The organism is Haloferax gibbonsii ATCC 33959, assembly GCF_000336775.1.
Classification (GTDB): domain Archaea; phylum Halobacteriota; class Halobacteria; order Halobacteriales; family Haloferacaceae; genus Haloferax; species Haloferax gibbonsii.
Genome location: NZ_AOLJ01000007.1, coordinates 14547 through 33228, shown reverse-complemented (window position 1 = coordinate 33228; position 18682 = coordinate 14547). Strand labels below are relative to the sequence as shown.

Annotated in this window: 22 protein-coding genes; 9 read left to right on the top strand and 13 right to left on the bottom strand. The window is 68.6% G+C overall.

The features are described from left to right. Positions 1 to 12: 12 nt before the first annotated feature. A complete protein-coding gene (gene fdhF, locus C454_RS02570) occupies positions 13 to 2055 on the top strand; it encodes a formate dehydrogenase subunit alpha (RefSeq protein WP_004972370.1) in 2043 nt (680 codons plus the stop codon). Continuing rightward, positions 2048 to 2806, top strand: coding sequence for a selenium cofactor biosynthesis protein YqeC (gene yqeC, locus C454_RS02565; protein ID WP_004972368.1), 759 nt, complete (start codon positions 2048 to 2050; stop codon positions 2804 to 2806). The genes fdhF and yqeC overlap by 8 nt, the downstream gene beginning before the upstream one ends. An 84-nt stretch (positions 2807 to 2890) precedes the next feature. Here yqeC and C454_RS02560 read toward each other — a convergent pair whose 3' ends face one another. The 6 genes from C454_RS02560 to C454_RS02535 form a co-directional block, all read right to left on the bottom strand. Beyond that, positions 2891 to 3331, bottom strand: a complete 441-nt coding sequence (locus tag C454_RS02560) for a pyridoxamine 5'-phosphate oxidase family protein (RefSeq protein ID WP_004972367.1) — start codon at positions 3329 to 3331, stop codon at positions 2891 to 2893. Between the two features lie 73 nt (positions 3332 to 3404). Next, positions 3405 to 3881, bottom strand: a complete 477-nt coding sequence (locus C454_RS02555) for a universal stress protein (RefSeq protein ID WP_004972363.1) — start codon at positions 3879 to 3881, stop codon at positions 3405 to 3407. A 30-nt stretch (positions 3882 to 3911) separates the two neighbouring features. Further along, positions 3912 to 4232 (bottom strand): hypothetical protein, encoded by a 321-nt coding sequence (locus tag C454_RS02550; protein ID WP_004972360.1) that lies wholly within the window; start codon positions 4230 to 4232, stop codon positions 3912 to 3914. 66 nt (positions 4233 to 4298) lie between these two features. After that, positions 4299 to 6728, bottom strand: a complete 2430-nt coding sequence (locus C454_RS02545) for a heavy metal translocating P-type ATPase (protein ID WP_049904923.1) — start codon at positions 6726 to 6728, stop codon at positions 4299 to 4301. Positions 6729 to 6730: 2 nt separating this feature from the next. Further along, a complete protein-coding gene (locus C454_RS02540) occupies positions 6731 to 7525 on the bottom strand; it encodes a sulfite exporter TauE/SafE family protein (RefSeq protein ID WP_004972355.1) in 795 nt (264 codons plus the stop codon). Position 7526: 1 nt separating this feature from the next. Further along, positions 7527 to 7745, bottom strand: a complete 219-nt coding sequence (locus tag C454_RS02535) for a hypothetical protein (protein ID WP_004972354.1) — start codon at positions 7743 to 7745, stop codon at positions 7527 to 7529. Between the two features lie 165 nt (positions 7746 to 7910). Here C454_RS02535 and C454_RS02530 point away from each other — a divergent pair, with 165 nt between their 5' ends. The 6 genes from C454_RS02530 (at position 7911) to C454_RS02505 (ending at position 11634) form a co-directional block, all read left to right on the top strand. Beyond that, entirely contained in the window at positions 7911 to 8138 is a 228-nt protein-coding gene (locus C454_RS02530; protein WP_004972352.1) for a hypothetical protein, read from the top strand. Then, a complete protein-coding gene (locus C454_RS02525) occupies positions 8139 to 8678 on the top strand; it encodes a cytochrome c oxidase subunit II (RefSeq protein WP_004972350.1) in 540 nt (179 codons plus the stop codon). Next, positions 8678 to 10450 carry a b(o/a)3-type cytochrome-c oxidase subunit 1 gene (locus C454_RS02520; protein ID WP_004972349.1) on the top strand — a complete coding sequence of 591 codons (1773 nt, stop codon included), beginning with the start codon at positions 8678 to 8680 and terminating at the stop codon, positions 10448 to 10450. The genes C454_RS02525 and C454_RS02520 overlap by 1 nt, the downstream gene beginning before the upstream one ends. Next, entirely contained in the window at positions 10447 to 10641 is a 195-nt protein-coding gene (locus C454_RS02515; protein WP_004971074.1) for a hypothetical protein, read from the top strand. The genes C454_RS02520 and C454_RS02515 overlap by 4 nt, the downstream gene beginning before the upstream one ends. Positions 10642 to 10846: 205 nt before the next feature. Next, complete coding sequence (locus C454_RS02510; RefSeq protein ID WP_004972345.1) at positions 10847 to 11068, top strand: hypothetical protein; 222 nt, start codon at positions 10847 to 10849, stop codon at positions 11066 to 11068. A gap of 134 nt (positions 11069 to 11202) precedes the next feature. Further along, entirely contained in the window at positions 11203 to 11634 is a 432-nt protein-coding gene (locus C454_RS02505; protein WP_004972344.1) for a universal stress protein, read from the top strand. 12 nt (positions 11635 to 11646) lie between these two features. On the opposite strand, the gene C454_RS02500 is transcribed toward C454_RS02505, so the two are convergent. Both C454_RS02500 and C454_RS02495 read right to left on the bottom strand, forming a co-directional pair. Beyond that, positions 11647 to 12048 carry a hypothetical protein gene (locus C454_RS02500; protein ID WP_004972343.1) on the bottom strand — a complete coding sequence of 134 codons (402 nt, stop codon included), beginning with the start codon at positions 12046 to 12048 and terminating at the stop codon, positions 11647 to 11649. Between the two features lie 58 nt (positions 12049 to 12106). Continuing rightward, on the bottom strand, positions 12107 to 13171 hold the full coding sequence (locus C454_RS02495; RefSeq protein WP_004972342.1) for a S1C family serine protease: 1065 nt from the start codon (positions 13169 to 13171) through the stop codon (positions 12107 to 12109). A gap of 204 nt (positions 13172 to 13375) precedes the next feature. Here C454_RS02495 and C454_RS02490 point away from each other — a divergent pair, with 204 nt between their 5' ends. Continuing rightward, positions 13376 to 14035: a bifunctional 4-hydroxy-2-oxoglutarate aldolase/2-dehydro-3-deoxy-phosphogluconate aldolase gene (locus C454_RS02490; protein ID WP_004972338.1), complete on the top strand. Its 660-nt coding sequence runs from the start codon at positions 13376 to 13378 to the stop codon at positions 14033 to 14035. A gap of 639 nt (positions 14036 to 14674) precedes the next feature. Here C454_RS02490 and C454_RS02485 read toward each other — a convergent pair. The 5 genes from C454_RS02485 to C454_RS02465 form a co-directional block, all read right to left on the bottom strand. Next, the gene (locus C454_RS02485) at positions 14675 to 15028 is read right to left on the bottom strand and encodes a hypothetical protein (protein WP_004064183.1); all 354 of its coding nucleotides are present in this window, start codon (positions 15026 to 15028) and stop codon (positions 14675 to 14677) included. Continuing rightward, a complete protein-coding gene (locus C454_RS02480; RefSeq protein WP_004064181.1) occupies positions 15025 to 15396 on the bottom strand; it encodes a MarR family transcriptional regulator in 372 nt (123 codons plus the stop codon). Before C454_RS02480 ends, C454_RS02485 begins: the two co-directional genes overlap by 4 nt. 151 nt (positions 15397 to 15547) lie before the next feature. Continuing rightward, positions 15548 to 16243 (bottom strand): carbonic anhydrase, encoded by a 696-nt coding sequence (locus C454_RS02475; protein ID WP_004972335.1) that lies wholly within the window; start codon positions 16241 to 16243, stop codon positions 15548 to 15550. A 23-nt stretch (positions 16244 to 16266) separates the two neighbouring features. Further along, complete coding sequence (locus C454_RS02470; protein ID WP_004972333.1) at positions 16267 to 18153, bottom strand: PH domain-containing protein; 1887 nt, start codon at positions 18151 to 18153, stop codon at positions 16267 to 16269. After that, positions 18150 to 18614, bottom strand: a complete 465-nt coding sequence (locus C454_RS02465; RefSeq protein ID WP_004972329.1) for a PH domain-containing protein — start codon at positions 18612 to 18614, stop codon at positions 18150 to 18152. The genes C454_RS02470 and C454_RS02465 overlap by 4 nt, the downstream gene beginning before the upstream one ends. Between the last annotated feature and the right edge of the window lie 68 nt (positions 18615 to 18682).

Below are 18682 nucleotides of genomic sequence, written 5' to 3'. Positions count from 1 at the left end.
GTGTCTAATCGGGTGGCGGAACCGAACGAGAGCGTCTGTCCGTACTGCGGCGTCGGCTGCGGCATCCGCTACGACGCCGACCGGGGGAGCGCCGTCGGGTGGAACGGCCCGGTCAACACGCGGGGCGAACTCTGTCCGAAGGGAGCCGCGGCGTGGGACGTGGTCGAACACGACGAGCGCCTGACCACCCCGCTGGTGCGAGTGAACGGCCGGCTCGTCGAGGCGACGTGGGACGAGGCGTTCGACCGCATCGAACGCGAGTTCTCGCGCGCCGTCGCCGACCACGGCCCCGACTCGGTGTTCTTCTTCTCGTCGTCGAACTGCACGAACGAGGAGAACTACCTGCTCCAGAAGGCGGCGCGGGCGCTCGGGACGAACAACATCGACAACTGCGCGCGGCTCTGTCACGCCTCGACGGTGGCGGCGATGGGCGACCGATTCGGCGCGGGGGCGATGACCAACTCGCTTTCGGACCTCGGGGAGGCCGACGTGTTCCTCGTGACCGGCGCGAACCCCGCCGAACAGCATCCGGTCATCTTCCGGTCGTACCTGCTTCCGGCGCTCAAGTCGGGGACGACGATGATTCACGTCGACCCCCGCGAGAACCAGACGACGAAGGCGGCGGACATCCACCTCCCGGTCTGGCCGGGATTCGATATCCCGCTTCTCAACGCGATGGCCGCCGTCGTCGTCGAGGAGGGACTGGTCGACGAGGCGTTCGTCGCCGAGCGGACCACGGGGTTCGAGGCGCTCCGCGAGCACCTCTCGGGACTCGATATCGACGCGGAAGCCGAGCGCGCCGGCGTCGACGCCGACGACCTCCGCGCCGCCGCGAGAGCCTACGGCGAGGCGGGCCGCGCGGCCATCTTCACCGGGATGGGAATGAGCCAACACCACTACGGCACCGACAACGTGCAGGCGCTCATCAACCTCCCGCTCCTGACCGGCAACGTTGGGAAGGCGGGCACCGGCGTCAACCCGCTCCGCGGGCAGAACAACGTGCAGGGCGCGGGCGACGTGGGCGCGCTTCCGAACGTCCTGCCGGGGTATCGACCCGTCACCGACGACGACGCCCGCGCCGCCGTCGCCGACGTGTGGGGGTTCGAACCGCCCGCCCTGCCGGGACTCACGGAGGTCGAAGCGACCCACCGCTTCGGCGACGAGGTGCGAGCGGCCTACGTCTTCGGCGAGAACCCCGCCGTGACCGAGCCGAACGCGAACCGCGTCCGCGAGGCGTTCGAGGCGCTCGACTTCTGCGTCGTCCACGACGTGTTCCCGACCGAGACGGCCGAGTTCGCCGACGTGGTGCTTCCCGGGAGCGTCTGGGCCGAGAAGTCGGGGACGGTGACGAACACCGACCGACAGGTCATCCGGATGAACCGAAATGTCGCGCCGCCGGGGGACGCCCGCGCCGACCTCGATATCCTCCGGGAGTTCGCCGCCCGCGTGGCCGGCCTCGACGCGCCCGCGACCCCCGAGGGCGTCTTCGACGAACTCCGGCGGGTGACGCCCATCTACGCCGGCATGTCCTACGAGGGCATCGGCACGGGAAGCCAGCGCTGGCCGTTCCCGGTTGGCGCGACCGAGGGGACGGCGATTCTCCACGCCGACGCGTTCGAATCCGGGTCGAAGACCGCCCCGTTCCGGGTGGTCGAACACGTCGACCCGGCGGACCCCGCCGCCGACGGCGAACTCGTACTCATCACGGGGCGGGTCCTCCAACACTTCAACAGCGGCGCGCTCACCCGGCGGTCGGGCGTGCTGATGCGGATGCGCGGCGAGGACTCCCTACAGATTCACCCCGACGACGCCGCCGCTCGCGGCATCGAAGACGGCGCGACCGTGCGCGTGGAAAACGACCGCGGCGGTGTCACGGTCGCGGCCGAGGTGACGCCCGCGGTCCGCCGCGGGACCGTCTTCGCCACGTTCCACTACGCCGACCCGCTCGTGAACCGGCTGACGGGCGACGCGCTCGACCCGGTGGCGAAGATTCCCGAGTACAAACACAGCGCCGTCCGCGTGGCGGTCGAGCCGGAGGTGGCCGCCGATGACTGACGAACCGTTCGCGTCGTCTACATCGCCCCCGACGCTCGCCGACGCGCTCGGCATCGGCCCCGACGACCTCGTCTGCGCCGTCGGCGCGGGTGGCAAGAAGTCGCTTCTCTACCGGCTCGCCCGCGACCTCGACGGCGTGGTCACGAGCACCGTCCGCATCCCCATCTTCGACGACGAGGTCGCCGAGGTCATCGTCACGGACGACCCCGAGACTGCGGTCGCGGAGACGCCGACCCGCCCGCTCGGCGTCGTTCCGGAGCGCGAGCGCTCCGACCGCTACCGCGGCTACGACCCGGCGACGGTCGACCGAGTCGCGCGCGCCACCGACGACGTGGTGCTCGTCAAGGCCGACGGAGCGCGGTCGCGCTGGCTGAAAGCCCCCGGCGAGGACGAACCGCAACTCCCCGACACGGCGGACCTCGTCTGCCCGGTCGCCAGCGTCCGGGTCGTCGGCGAGCCGCTTTCCGACGAGCGCGTCCACCGACCGGAACTCGTCTCCGACGTGTCGGGCACGGCCGTCGGCGACCCGATATCCGAGTGGGACGTGGCCGCCGTGCTGTCGAACGACTGCGGTGGGATGAAAGACGTGCCCGAGACGGCGCGGGTCGTCCCGGTGCTCAACATGGTCGACGACGAGCGACTGGCCGAGACGGCCGAGGAAATCGCCAGGTGGCTCTGTGAACACCCGCGCGTCGACCGAGTGGTGGCGACGTCGCTCGCCGCCGACGAGCCGGTCGTCGGGTTCTACTGACCCGGCTCCCGGTCCCGGAGGGCTCTTTCTACCGCACCGCGATGGCTCCTGCCAGCGGGGAGCGGGGCTCGGCCGCGAGGCGGCTTATCTGGCGGTTTCGCGGCCCGTCAGCTCGTCGAGTTCGAGTTCGACGAGGTGGAACTCGAGGTCGTCGACCTCCTCGTCGAACACCCGGACGCCGCCGAACAGTTCGTTGATAGTCGTCGCGTCGGGGCGCTCGTCGTCCGGGAGGACGCGAATCGGCCCGCGGGCCATGATACTCCACGAGTCTTTGCCCGCGTCCTCGTAGCAGACGAACGTCGCCTCCTCGGTCTCCTCGATGAACGCGAACTTCTCGCTTCGCCCGTCGTCGGTCAGGCGGAACAGGAGTCGACCGCCGTCGGCGTCGTAGGAGACGTGCGCGGGAATCGCGTAGGAGCGCCCGCCGTCGGCCAGTGACAGCACGCCCGACGAGGCGTTCGAAAGCCGTTCGGTGACGGTCTCGGGGTCGGTCCCGACGGTGTAGACGTACCTGATATCTCGCATACGTGACGTTCGCGGCCGCGACACATGAAACGGTGGTGCGCGAGGCGAGTTCGCTGGACGACGGGTCGGGGATTCAGGGGAGATAGAAGTGCGACTTCGGGAACCGTCTGTGGATTTCCGGGGACGCGTGGCGGACGATGTGCACGTCGTGGGAGTCGTCGCTCGCGACGTTCCCGCCGACGCTGACGAGCGGGACGATGACGCGGCCAGCGTTCCCGCTGCCGACGAAGATGACGCTCGCGTCAGTCTCGGACGCGACCGCTTTGAGTTCCGCGACGATGTTCCCCGGGGCTGGGTTTCGACCGACCGACACGGCCCGAAACGACGCCGACGGTGCGATGTCGACCGCGGTTTTGTGGAGTTCCCCGACGACCGTCTGGCGGTCGAAGACCTCCCGTGACGGGACCCATCCCGCCTCGACGGCGTACTTCGAATCGTCCGGGACGACGGCGACGGCGAGCACGTCGTGGCCGGTTGCCGATGCGAACCGCGCGGCCCTGTCGAGCGCTGCGTTCGCCAGCGCGGAGCCGTCGTAGGCGACGAGATACATGTCTGCCGGTCGTGCGGCGGCCGTGATAAATCAGTCGTCGGCTATCGATTCGACCCGCTCGCCGGACACCGAGAGTCGGTCGAGCGCGTCCTGTGCGGCGTCGCTCACGGCGTCCGCGTCTCGGTAGGAGTCGCCGAGGCCGACCTCCCGGCGGTGCCACTCCCCGTCGGCGAACGCGAAGATGTCGACCCACCAGTAGAGCGTCAGCCCGCGCGCGAACTCGGTGATGGTGACGCGTCGGTCCGAGTCGGGCGACTCGTAGACGGTCTTAGCGCTCGCCTCGTCGGTGTCCACGTCGGTCTCGACGGTCCACCCCTCCGGAACGGCGAGCGAGAAGGGGTCGTCTGTCATTATCGTTCCCGACGGGACGGAGCGACTTGATTGGTCCGCTTTCGGCGACCGTCTCGAGAAGGTGTCTCAGTCGAGCGACCGCGCCGAGTTGGCGACGACGAGCAGGCTCGACGTGCCCATGGCGACGGCGGCGAAAAGCGGGTTGAGCACGCCGAGGGCGGCCAGCGGGATGGCGACCGCGTTGTAGCCGAACGCCCACGCGAGGTTGCCGCGGATGCGGCGGTTCACCCCGGCCGAAAGCGAGAACACCTCGGGTATCGCGTCGATGTCGCGGCCGACGAGCACCGCGTCGGCGGCGTCGCCCGCGATGTCCGTCCCCGTGCCGAGCGCGATGCCGATGTCGGCGGCGGCGAGCGCGGGCGCGTCGTTGCTCCCGTCGCCGACCATCGCCACGGTCCCCCGGGTTCGGAGGCGCTCGACCGTCTCGGCTTTCGCCTCCGGCGGGACGCCCGCGAACACGTCTGTCACGTCCGGGTGGTCGCGGAAGCGTCGCGCGGCGCGCTCGGAGTCGCCCGTGAGCACCACGACCTCGCGGCGGCCCCCCTCGGCGACGGCGGCGACCACGTCGTCCCACGCCGCCCGCGGTTCGTCGCCGACGACGAGCACCGCCCGAGAGCGCCCGGCCCATCCGACGACGACCGGGACCGCGCCCTCGTCGCGGGCGGCCTCGACGGCGGTCTCGTGGACCGGCGCGAGCGTCACGCCCTCGTCGCGGAGGAGGTCGGGGTGGCCGACGACGACGCGCTCGCCGTCGACTTCGCCCGAGACGCCGCGGTCGTGGACGGTCACGCCATCGGCCGAGACCTCGGGAACCGACGCGCCGGCGTCCTCGGCCGCCTCCACGACGGCGGTCGCGAGCGGGTGGGCGGAGAAGCGTTCCAGCGCGGCGGCCGCGGCGACTGCGGCGGTCTCGTCGCCGACGACCCGAAGGACCGCCATGTCGCCGTCGGTGAGCGTCCCGGTCTTGTCGAAGACGACCACGTCCACGTCGGGGACGGCCTCGAAGACGGCCTCGGAGGCGACGACGATGCCCCGACTCGCGGCCTCCTTGATTCCCGAGGCGACCGCCAGCGGCGTGGCGAGGCCGAGCGCGCAGGGACACGAGACGATGAGGACCGTGAGACCGACGAGGAGCGCGTCCGTCGGCGTGCCGCCGCTGAACAGCGTCCAGCCGAAGGCGACGGCGGCGAGGACGAGCACCGTCGGGACGAAGATGGTCGCCAGTTTGTCGGCGAGGCGCTGGACGCCCGAGCGGGCGCTCTGGATGTCCCAGAGCAGTTCGACCAGCCGGTCGAGCGTGCTCGTCGCGTCCTCGCCGACCGCGACGACGAGCGGGCGGTCGGTGACGACGGTCCCGCCGAGCACGTCGTAGCCGGGGCGTTTCGTCCGCGGCATCGACTCGCCGGTGACGAGCGCCTCGTCGACCGCGGCGGTCCCCTCGCGGACGGTTCCGTCGACCGGAACGCGCTCGCCCGGCCGGACTTCCACGAGGTCGCCCGGTTCGAGCGCGTCGAGCGCGACCATCTCGACGGCGGTGTCGCCGGAGCCGTCGGCATCGCCGGCGACTCGCCGCCGGGCCTCCGAGACGCGGGAGGCCGCGAGGTCCGAGAGCATCCCGGCGGCCTTCCGCTTGATGCGGTCCTCGTAGTAGTTGCCGAGCGTGACGACGAGGATGATTGCGACGGTCACGTCGAAGTAGACGTGGGTCTCGCCGACGAGGACGGCGGCCGTCGAGTAGACGTAGGCGCTCGTCGCCGCCAGCGAGACGAGCAGGTCCATGTTCGGCTGGCCGGCGCGGAGGCTGACGAGCGCCCCGCGGAGGATGGGAAAGCCGGTGTAGAACAGGACGATGGAGGTCATCACCCAGATGTTGCCGAGGATGTAGATGCCGTCGAACACGCCGAGTTCGACGACCGGTTGGACGCCGACGTAGGTCGGGTACAGAAACAGGACGTACCACAGCATCACCATCATGCCGAAGACGCCGCCGCCGATGACGAACCGGGCGACCTGATTGTCGGACCGCTCGGCGGCCTCGCGCTCCTCGGGGTCGCGCGTGCCGTAGCCGTAGCGCGCGAGCGTCCCCGACAGGCCGTCCAAGTCGGCGGTCTCCGGGTCGTAGGTGACCCGGACCATGTCGTTGGCGTAGCTGGCCTCCGCGGCGTAGACGCCCTCGCAGGTCCGCGCGGTCCCAGAGACGAACGCCTCGCAGGTGGCGCAGTGCATCCCGTCGACGGCCATGTACGTTCGCTCGGCGTCGTCGGGCACCTCGTCGGCCCCGCCCGCGAGTTCGCGCTCGACCGTCTCCGGGTCGGCGCTCGCGGCGTCGCCGAGCGCGCGGGTGATTTCGAGACAGCCGCGACAGCAGAACTCGCCGGACACGTCGTCGCCGGTGACGGGCGGCGTCGGCGTCGGCAGTCCGCAGAGGTCACAGCCCTCGGCGTCGGCGTCGCTCCCGGCGCCGGCCGACCCGCGGGACCGCGTCGTGGTCGACATCGTCACAACGGTTGGTAGAAGGGCACGTGAAGGTGCGGGACCGACACGCCCAGAAGCATCAGCCCGTGGGACAGCGGGATGTAGCCGAGGACGAGGAACGCCGCCCCGAGCGCCCGGTGGAGCGTCGCCCGCCGCCGCGCCGAGACGCGCCCGAGGAGCGTCCCGTAGAGGAACAGCGTCGGAATCGTCCCGAGGCCGAGCAGACCGAGCAGGGCGGCGGCCCGGAGCGGTTCGCCCGTCGAGAAGGCGTAGAGGTACGCCGGATAGATGATGGGACACGGGAGCAGGCCGTGAATCGCCCCGAGGCCGAGGATTCGCGGGCCGCCGACGAGCCTATCGACCCGGGCGGTCGCCCACCCGCTGACGCGGCCGAACAGGCGCGTCACCGCGGTCGGGGTGAACCGGTCGATGGCGGCCGACTGCCCGACGAGGTAGCCGACGCCGGTGAGGATGATCGCGCCCCCGACGAGCAGGCCGGTCGTCGCGCGGACGCCGCTCCCGACGGCGGCGACCGAGTCGAACGCGTCGAAAAACAGGCCGCCGACGAGGGCGAAGACGGCCCCGATGGCCGCGTAACTCAGCGCTCGGCCGACGTTGAACAGGGCGTGTTGCCGGACCTGTCGGACGGTGAGCGACCGGCGGTCGACGCCCTCGCGGTCGGCGAGGCGGTCGGCGTAGACGCTGACGAGCGGGCCGCACATCCCGAGGCAGTGCGCCCCGCCGAAGAGGCCCACGAGGAGGAACGCGACGGCCTCGGGCGTCGCGGCCGGCAGTCCGAGCGAGATGCCGCCGTCCATCTCAGGCGGCGTGTTCGCCGTCGGTCTCGGCGTCGCCGTCGCCGTCGTGACCGTGGCCGCCCTCGGTCGGGCTCATCAGGAAGTAGATGACCGCGGAGATGAGGAGCACGTTGACGGCCGTGACGACGCCCGCGAGGGGGTTTTTCGTCACGCCGAAGATGACCGCTGGCAGGAGCGCGAGCAGTGCGACGGTTCCGGCGCGTCGTGGCGTGAGTTCCATACCGGTCCATTCGCGACCACGGTGTTTCTGATTTCGCCCATTCCCACCGCGTTGGAATGGGGTGTTGCGTTAAAGTCCCGTTCTTCCTCATGACCGGGTATGGCCGTTGATTCGACAGCAGAGGGAGCCGCGTCCTCTGCCGCGCGCACTTCCACCGACGGAGGCGTGCCAGCAAACGCGGATTCCCAAGGTGATTCCGGGCAGGCAGACCCCCCGGTCGACTCCATCGTCGGGACGGCCGACGACGGCATCGTTCGCGAACTCGGGCACGACGATTTCGACCCGGTCGGGACGCTCGTGATCGTCCTCATCTACATGGCGATTCTCATCGGCATGTGGGTGTTCATGTACTTCGTCGAGTTCCTCGGACGGGGTCTCACGGTGGTGGGATAGATGGAGATTCACGCCTACGAGAAACTCTGGTTGGCGCTGGCGCTCGTCCTCATCGTCGGGTTCATCGGGACGATTACCTACGGGGCCGCGGGCGCGGGTATCGATATGATAGACGACAAGGGCGGAACGGTCGACCCGGCGACGCTCGACCAGCATCCGAAGTTCGGCGACCCCGGCATCGAACGCAACGGCGAGAACAGCTACGACGTGTACGTCGTCGCTCGCCAGTTCGTCTTCGAACCCGGCACGACCGAACCGCTCCGCGTTCCCGCCGGCAGCACGGTCACGTTTCACGTGACCGCCGCCGACGTTATCCACGGCTTCGAGGTCGTCGGCACGAACGCGAACACGATGGCCATCCCCGGGCAGGTCGCGGAGTTCACCGTCGAGTTCGGCGAGCCGGGCGAGTACGGGATGCTGTGCAACGAGTACTGTGGCTCCGGCCACCACGTGATGGAAGGGAAGATTGTGGTTATGGAACAGGAAGAATTCGACAGTTGGTACGACCAGCAACAGGCACAAGGGGAGGCTGAGAACTGATGGCGACCGCATCCGGCGGCGGCGGCGAGTTCGTCGATAAGTTCCCCGACGAGGCGGCGATCATCAAGGCGAGTTTCCTCATCGCGTTCGTCTCGCTCGGCATCGGTGCCTTCTTCGGCCTCGTCCAGGCGCTCCACCGCACGAACGTCCTCCGCGTCATCGACTCGGCGGACTACTACACCATGCTGACGGGCCACGGCGTGCTGCTCGCCATCGTCTTCACCATCTTCTTCCTCTGTGGGGTGTTCCACTGGGCGGTCGCCAGAAGCCTCGACCGACCCGCCGAGAGCGCGCTGTTCTCGTGGGCGTGGGTCGGCCTGATGACGACGGGCGCGGTTCTGGCCACCATCGCCATCCTCGGCGGCTTCGTCCCGAACCTCGGCATGAGCGCGGACGTGCTGTTCACGTTCTACGCGCCGCTCCAAGCCCATCCGATATTCTACATCGGGCTCGCGATGTTCATCGTCGGGACGTGGCTCTCCGGCGCGGACTGGTTCCTCTCCTACCGCGCGTGGCGAAAGGACCACCCGGACGAGCGCATCCCGCTGCAGACGTTCATGGTCCTCACGACCATGATTATGTGGTACATCTCCACCCTCGGCGTCGCCGTCTCGGTGGTGTTCTTCCTCATCCCGTGGTCGCTCGGCCTCATCGAGAGCGTCAACCCGCTTCTGACGCGGACGCTCTTTTGGTACTTCGGCCACCCCATCGTCTACTTCTGGCTGATGCCGGCGTACCTGCTTTGGTACACCGTGCTCCCCAAACTCGCGGGCGGTCGCCTGTTCAGCGACCCGCTCGCACGCGTGGTGTTCCTCCTGTTCCTCCTGCTTTCGACCCCGGTCGGGATTCACCACCAGTACCTCGACCCGGGCATCGCGGAGGGCTTCAAGTTCATCGCCATGACGAACACGATGTTCCTACTCCTCCCGTCGCTGCTCACGGCCTTTACGGTCGTCGCCAGCGTCGAACACGGCGCGCGCCAGCGCGGCGGTGAGGGCTACCTCCGCTGGCTCGGCGCGCTCCCGTGGCGCGACCCCGCCTTCACCGGGATGGCCCTCGCGGGTGCGATGTTCGCCGCCGGCGGCTTCTCGGGCATGATAAACGCCGGGATGAACATCAACTACCTCATCCACAACACGCTGTGGGTGCCGGGGCACTTCCACCTCACCGTCGGCACGGCCGTCGCGCTGACGATGATGGCCGGCTCGTACTGGCTCGTCCCGCAGGTCACGGGCACGAAGCTCTACAGCCGTCCCATCGGCCTCCTGCAGGTCATCATGTGGTTCGTCGGCATGGTGTTCATGTCGAACGCGATGCACCGCGCCGGCCTCGCCGGCATCCCGCGGCGCACCGCCGAACCGCAGTACCAGAACTTCGAGTTCCTGACGCCCATCGGGAGCATCTTCGAGCTTCGGGTGCAGATCGCCCTCGGCGGGACGCTCCTGTTCCTGTCGGTGGTGCTGTTCCTGTTCAACATCCTCCTGACCTCGCTCGGCGAGGAGTCCGACCGGCCGGTCGATTCGTACCTCCCCGAGCCGCTTTCGGGGCCCGAGGGGAGCCCGCGTATCCTCGACAACCTCGCGATGTGGACCGGTATCGCGGCGGTGCTCGTCGTGCTCGCGTACACGCTCCCGCTGGCCGGCATCATCCAGAACGGCGGCGGGCTGTTCGGCGGCGGCCTGCCCGTTCCGGCGACCGTCTCGGCCGGCTTCGACCTCGTGATGACGACGGTCACGAGCGCGTTCAACACCCTCTGGGGGGTCGTCGCGTGAAGCTCACGAAGGCGCGGGCGCTCATCCTCATCGCGTTCAGCGTCCCCGTCGCCATCGAACTGCGCACGGTGGCGGGCTTCTTCAACGTCGAGCTCCCGCTCATCGCCGTGGCGGTCATCGAGTTCCTCTTTTTAGCCCTGCTGTTCGTGCTGTACGGGCTCTACGGCGAGGGGTCGGAGTCGGCGGCGTAGCCGACGACTCGAACAACGCTTCGACAGACCGAGCGCTCGTTTCGACGCCTGATTTTCTGTATCGCCGCCGCGAACTCCTCCACGCGACGGCCGCCGTATCGACATAAAACCCCCGCGATAGCGTGGGAGACGACCGCTTCGTTTCCCGGTCGCTGGGAAGCAGTCTCCGTTTATATTCGGTCGTTTCGCGTAGGTACAAGCGATCATGAGCAACCTCGACTTGATGAAGGCCGGAATCGGCCTCGCGGTCGTCATCGGCATCGTCCTCACGGCGGTCGCCGGCTACGCGCTGTTCGCAACGTTCGGCGGTATCGAAGGCCTGACCGTCGCGCCGGAACTCCTCGTCTCCGTCCTCTTCGGCGGCCTGCTCGTCGCGGCCGCCGCGGGCGTCCGGCAGGTCGCTCCCCGGCCCCGAACCCGTATCTGAGCGTTCGCACCGACCGCACGACCGGCTCCGCTGGCCTCCGTTCTCCGTCACCCGACCCGCCGAGCGACCGCGCCGACCCGACGGCCGCGTCGTCGAGGCGAAAAGCGATACCGCTCGAACACCAACAGAATGACATGTACCACACCGTCCTCGTCCCCACCGACGGCAGCGCCCGCTCCCGCGCGGCGGCCCGTCGCGCTATCGACCTCGCGGGCGTCTACGGTGCGTCGATTCACGCCCTCGCGGTCATCGACACCGCCGACCTCGGACTGTGGACCGCTTCCGACGTGCCGGTCGAGCGAGTGCGGGCGAGCCTCCGCGACGACGCCGAGATGGCCGTCGAAGAGGTCGCGTCGCTCGCCGCGGACGCGGGCGTCCCCTGCGAGACGGCGGTCAGAATCGGCGTGCCGTACCGGGAGATACTCGACGCGACGGCCGAGGCCGACGCGGACCTCGTGGTGATGGCGACGCACGGACGGACCGGTCTCGAACACGCGGTTCTCGGGAGTACGACGGAGCGGGTCGTCAGGCTCGCCGACGTGCCGGTGTTGACCGTCAGGGAGTGAGTCGACCCCGGCTCAGACCAACGCTCTGAACCCGTCGCGGAGCGCCCGCCGGCCGTAGACCGCGAGGCCGACGGCCCCGGCCGCGCCCAAGAGGAGCGGAATCACGTCGAAGCCGTCGACCGCAAGCCGGAGCGCGCCCCAGACGAGGAACGCGGCGGCCTGCGCGACGTAGAACGCGAGCGTCTCGTTGAACGGGACGAACCCCCCGGCGAGGAAGACGACACAGAGGAGCGCGATGCCGATAACGTCGACGCTCGTCGGCGGGAGCCAGCCGAGCGCGACCGCGCCGACCGCGAACGCGCAGAAAACGACGCCGACGGCGAGCCGTAGCGGCGCGATTTCGGCGAACAGCGATTTGTCCGGCGGGACGACGTTCGAACCGCCGTCGGTCAGGGTCGTCGATGTCGGAGGCACAGTCGCACGTTCGTCCGGAACTGTCAAAATTCTATTCTCTGGTCCGGCCGCGGTCCGCTTACTCCACGGGGATGCGACTGCCGCCGTCCCTGTCGGTCCGGTCGTCGCGGTCGACGGCGGGGCGCTCGTCGAGTTCGACGACGAGCGTCAGCGGGTCGCCCCCGCGGACGATGCCGACGGCGACCGGTTCGCCGGGTCGCGTCTCGGTGATGAGGTAGCGCATCAGTTCCTCGTGGGTGCGGACCGGGTTGCCCTCGATGGCGACGAGCACGTCGCCGCCGACGGGAATCGAAGCGCCGCGGTAGTCGGCCGATTCGTGACAGCCGCGGAGGAACCCCTCGTCACTGTCGGCACCGGCGGCGTCGACGACGAGGACGCCGTGAGGCGCGTCGAGGCCGTTCGCCTCGGCGACGGTCGGCGTCACGTCGAGGGTGCGCGCCCTGAGGTACGAGTGGCGGTAGCGGCCGTCGGCGACGAGGGCCGGAAGGATGCAGTTGGCGATGACGGGTGAGACGGCGAAGCCGATGTTGTCGCCCTGTTTAGCGCGGTTGACGCCGACGACCTCGTAGCCGGGGTCGGCGGTGTCGCCGCCGTCGGCGGGCGAGTCGCCCTCGGGGGCGGCGAATCCGACGAGCGGCCCGCCCGAGTTCCCGGGGTTGATGGGTGCGTCCGTCTGGACCACGTCCGGGATGGCGAACCCGTTCGAGGTGGGAAGCGACCGGTTCGCCCCGGAGACGATACCCGCGGAGATGGAGCCGTCGAGCCCCAGCGGGTTGCCGAGCGCGGCCACCGACCGTCCCGGCGCGGGGTTCTCGGTCGCCAGCGGGAGTGCCGCGGCGTCTTCGGGCAGGTCGTCGACGGCGACGACGGCGAGGTCGGTGTAGGCGTCCGCGCCCACGACCTCGCCGACGCGCCACGACCCGTCGGCAAAGCGGAGTTCGACCCGGCCGGCGTCTGCGGCGTCGGCGAGCCGAGAGACGTGCTCGTTGGTGACGAGATGCCGGTCGTCGTAGACGAAGGCGCTCCCCGCCCCGCCGGGCCGACGGCGGCCGCCGACGTAGACGGAGACGACCGAGGGGATGACGTCGCGGTACAGCGCTTCGAAATCGGGATACGTTGGCATGGTGGTACGACGGGGCGGCACATACCGCCGGGGCGTCGCTTACCTCGGGTTAGCGCCCAGCGGATTTGAGAGTGTCGTGTGGTGACAACCGACACGACTGTCACGGGCGTCGACGCGGTCGGTGACGGCGGCCGCGGGTCGCGAGCGAAACGATGCCGCGAGGCCCCCAATTTAATACTATCTGTAGTAAACGTCGAGACAGCAATGGTCGCACTCGACGTACACGAGGACATGCAACGACTCGCCGACAGCGGCGTCGTCGCGGTGATGCGCGGCGCGGACGCGGACACCATCATCGACGTGGCCGACGCGCTCCACGAGGGCGGCGTCACCGCCTACGAAATCACGGCCGACAACCCCGACGCGATGGACCTCATCCGCGAGGTGTCGGCGTCCTTCTCGGACCGCGAGGCCATCGTCGGAGCCGGGACCGTTCTCGACGCGCCGACCGCCAACGCGGCCATCCAGGCCGGCGCGGAGTTCGTCGTCGGGCCGAACTTCGACGAGGGCGTCGTCGAGACCTGCAACCGCTACGGGACGCTCGTCGCGCCGGGCATCATGACGCCGACCGAGGCGGTCGACGCGTACTCCGCGGGCGCGGACCTCGTGAAGGTCTTCCCCGCCTCCTCGCTCGGCCCCGGCCACCTCAAGAGCATGAAGGGGCCGCTCCCCCAGATTCCGATGATGCCGACCGGCGGCGTCGGCCTCGACAACGCCGCGGACTACGTCGACGCCGGCGCGGTCGTCGTCGGCGCGGGCGGCGCGCTCATGGACGGCGAAGCAATCGAAAACGGCGACTTCGAGGTCATCACCGAGACGGCCCGCGAGTTCTCGAACGTCATCGACGACGCGCGAGACGACTGAGATAGGCGGGGCTGGGTCGCCCGAATCGAGAGGCAGGTTGAACTGGCCGGCTTTTTGACGTTCTCAATTGGTGCTGAGGTTTGGAGTCGTACTGAACAGCGGCCGGTGATGTATTCTCCGACTGGTTTTCGTCCCCAGTTTCTGTCACAAGTGAGGTGCAAGACTATAGTAGCGTTTGCAAGTCAATGCACACTCAATCGCACGCTGTCGTGCGATTGGATGTGTAACCAGTTGCAAACGCTACTATAGCGGGAGAGTTCAGCAAGACTTCGATGTTCGTTTAACGCGACCAGAAACAGCCGTTAGGTCGGTGTGCATAGTAATCCTCGTGGTTTTCTAGCGTTCACCCGCTTCATCGAGACGGCGAGAGTGGTACTTTTGAAAGAAATGCAATGACAATCCGACAATAATTAGCATGAGACCGAGTGGGAGCGATATTAGTGCAAGAATCGCTCCGGCGATAGCGATGTAAATGAACTTCATGTGTTAGTGATATGCCATTTATAACGTGATAGCCCTTGTGGGATTTATAATAATCCCCATATCTCTCACTCTCGGTCCCCGTCCAGATGACGACTGGCCAATGACCGACCCGCGCCCGCGATTCAGCACATCTCGTCGCTGTTATCAGACGAGTGGCTATTCGAGGTAGCCGATCAACGACTGAACTGCGTCCTCGACGACTGCATCCCGTAGCGTTCCTTGCCAGTAGTCGATATCCCCGCTTCCGAGTGACTGGACGCCCCAAGGGACGATGCGACTATCGTCAGGGGTGCCTCCACGTGACCAACTCGCCTCGGGTATTTCGAGGAAATCCTCGTGCCACGTCTTTGTCGTTAACGTCAACGCGATGTACTGGTCGCCGTGAAACGGTTGTCCCTCGTGATTCGAGATGATGAGCCACGGCCGCGCGTCTTCGTTACCCTTGAACGGGTCGTCACCGAAGACGACATCCCCGGGTTCGTACGTCGGGGTGTTCTCTTCGTCCGTCACACCTCGTCCCTCTGACTCGGATGGGCTTCTTCGGGTGCGTGTTCCTGCCACTCGTCTTTGTTCTCGGTCCCCAACTGTTCGTTGAACAGCGCCGTCGCTCGTTCGTATCCACTGTACGAGTGCAGCCGGTCCTCGTCAGTCGTGACTGCCCAGTAGGTCGCCTTGTGCTCGACGAGTCCACGTTGTTTCAACCGGGTCAGCGCGGTGCTTACCGCCCCCTCGTCGAGGTCTGTCTGTGTCGCAATTTCGCGGGCCTGGAACGCCCGGTCGTCGTGGGCGACGAGGAATCCGAGGACTTGGTCCGGGACAGACAGGTCCGTGAGTTCCTCTTCGCTCGTGTTCTCGAAGGTCTCCCTGTCTATCGACATCGTCGAGTGAACGTACTGTTCCCAGCGATAAGAGTGTAGCTAGTGAAATCTGTGAAAATACACTCGGTATGAGCCTTCCCCCTACACATCCCGGAACTCACGGTTGTCAACAGAGTCAGTCTCTCCGACTCGAACCACCCGCCAATCGCTGTTACCGAATCGACCGCACGCGTTCTTCGAACCCATCGGGAACCACGTCGGCGAGCGCGTCGGGGTCCGACTCGCCGTTGGCCGCGACGAGGTAGGCCGCGCCGTCGGCGTCGCCGTAGACGCGCTGGAAGTCGTAGACGAAGCCCCAGCAGTCGGTCGATTCGGGCACCTCGTCGCTCTCGGTGAGGTACTCCACCTGCCGGACGACCGCGTACTCGACGAGTCGGTTGACCGCCTCGCCGCCCGGCGTGTCCGCGTCGAACACGCCGAGTTCGCGGGCTTCCTCGGCGAGCGGGACGAGCCGCGAGACGGCGGCTTCGACCCCCGGGGGCAGGTCCCCGACGCTCCCGCCGGCGACGGTCTCGTAGGCGGCCGTCACCGCGCCGCAGCCCGTGTGGCCGAGGACGACCACGTCGGTCGTCCTGAGCGCCGAGACCGCGTAGCCGACGGCGTCGTTGACGACGAGTCTCCCGTCGACCTCGGTCCACACTTGGTTGCCGACGTTGACCGACGTGAACAGCTCGCCGGCCCTGTCGGCGCTCCAGGCCGCGTCGGCGGGGACGCGAGAGTCCGAACAGCTCACCGAGACGACCGCCGGCGACTGCGCCTCGCGCACGCCGTCGAAGTGGTCGGCGGCGAGGCTCTCGACGTGCCGTGCGTTCCCGGCCAAGAGTGACTCCAGCACCGTTCGCGTCATTGGTGTAGGTTGCGTCCGCGCGTCTATATAGCTCCCCGCTCGTCGCTCGATTCCTCGGGTTCGTCCTCGGCGTCGCCGGTCTCGTCGGCGTCGTCGTCTTCGTCACCGTCGTCCGAGTCGGACTCGGTGTCGTCGTCGTTCTCTGCTCCGTCGTCCCTCTCGCTTTCGGACTCGGGTTCGGGTCCGGGTTCGGACTCGACCGACTCGCCCCAGATGAAGGGGTCGTCCGCCTCGGCTTCGTCGCCGTCACCAACCTCCTCAGCGTCTTCGTCGTCCCCGCCGACCGCGGGTTCGGCCTCCTCGACGAACTCGGGCGTCTCGCTCACGTCGGTCTCGACGTCAGGGGTCGAGCCCGAGTCCGATTCGTCGGGGTCGCGGCCCGGCTCCGCGGCGCGGATGCCGAGCGCGGCCTGTCGGGACTGTTGTCGCGCCTCCCGGCGCGCCGCCAGCGCTTCGCGGAGGCGGTCGTTCAGCGTCTCCCGGAGCTCCGCCGCGTCGTCGACTTCGATGTCCACGGCCGTCGCGTCGCCGCCGACGAGGGAGATGCTCCCGGCCGTGTCCGCCGTGACCGTCGAGACGCGCCAGCGGCGCTGGAAAACCGTCCGCCGCTCGATGACCGTCTGGACCCGGTAGTAGGGGACGAAGCGCATCTCGCGCTTCCAGAAGCCGTTTCGGGTGACGAAGTGGTTCTCGGCGAGCGCGTAGCCGCGGTGCTGCCACTGCAGCGCGCCGGCGACGACCGCAACCGGGACGAGCGCCAGCGGCACGAACCACGGAATCTCCTGCGGGAGGAACCGGTTCGCCCCGTAGAGCGCGAGGGTCGCCGCGCCGAGGACGAGCGAGTACCGGACGGCGTAACGCCGGCGGATGCGCGTCGGCGGTCCTTCGAACGTCGGCTCCTCGACGCCTTCGAGGTCGGCGACGAGGCCGAGCACGCGGTCGCGGGTCGCAAGCGGGATGGCCGCCTCGGAGCCGCGACCGCCGCCGCCCGACCCGTTCGACCCGTCGGAGCTTGGGGCGTAGCCCGCCGTCTCCACGAGGAGCGTCGCGTAGCCGAACCGGCGCTTCAGGGGGTTGTCCTCGACGGTGAGCGTCTGGAGCTTGTCGAGCGGAATCGACCCGTTGTAGCGCTGGAGGAGGCCGCGCTCGTACTGGAGTTCGTCGCCGACGCGGGTCAGCCGGAAGCCGTAGTAGTTCACCACCGCGGAGGCGAAGCCGGCGGCCCACGAGACGAGCGCGACGAGGAGCCCCAGCGCGACGACGCCGACGCCCGCGGCCGCGACGCTCCCGGCGGGGACCGGCACGTCCACGTACGAGGCGACGATGGGGAAGGCGGTCGACCCGAACACGAAGACGAGGCCGGGCAGTCGGAGGTCGAACGACAGCGCGCCGACGATGGCCAGCTCTCGGGGCGTCAGTTCGAACAGCAGTTCCTGTTCGGGTTCGGCCGCGTCGCCCTCGGTACCGCCGCGCTTCAGGCGGGCGACCTCCGACTGGATGCGGCGGGCCTCCTCGTAGCTGACGAAGCGGAGACTTCCCTCGGTCTCGCCGCCGCCGGCGGTTTCGAGGTTCACGGCGGCGATGCCGACCAGCCGCTGGGCGACGTTGCGGGAGATGTCGACGTTCTGGATGCGACGGTAGGGTATCTCGCGGTTGCGCCGGGAGAACACGCCCGAGCGGATGTCCAGCGTGTCCGGTGTGAGTTCGTATTCGAACCGCCGGAAGTAGGCGAGTTCGTAGCCCGCGATGGCGACCACGACGACACCGACGAGCGCGACGGAGCCGAGGCCGCCGAGGAACCCGCCGAAGGCGGTTCCGCCGGTGAAGGCGAAGAAGGCGAGCGCGAAGACGATGCTGGCGCTGCGCTGGACCGCCCGGTAGGGGACCGAGAGCGGCGACAGCCGGGTCATACCGCGTCGTCGCCCTCAGACGCGATTGCGAGGCGCTTCAGCCGGTCTTGGAGGTCCTCCGCGCCCTCCGGCGTCAGCCCGGGAATCGACACGTCAGCGCCGCGGGAGCCGGCGGTGTAGACGACGGTCGACGCGAGGCCGACGAGTCGTTCGAGCGGGCCGCGGGTCGAGTCGACGTGCTGGACCCGGACGAACGGGACGACGGTGTTGACCTTGGTGAGGACGCCCCGCTGGAGGTACAGCGAGTCGTCGCGGACCTCGTAGCCCCACGCCCGGTACCGGAGCAGGGCGACGGCGACGCCGACGACGAGGAAGACGCCGCCGACTGCGACGGGGACGTACGAGGGTATCGAGACGGGCGCGAACAGCGTCGCCGCGGTCGCCACGCCGCCGACGACGAGCGCGAACACGACCGCTCGGGCGACCCAGAGGAGACGGATACGGGGGTGGAGGCGATTCACGGGAATCCCTCCGAGCGCGTGAACATCGTATACTCCGGCGTCTCTTCGAACGGGTAAATAACTGTGGC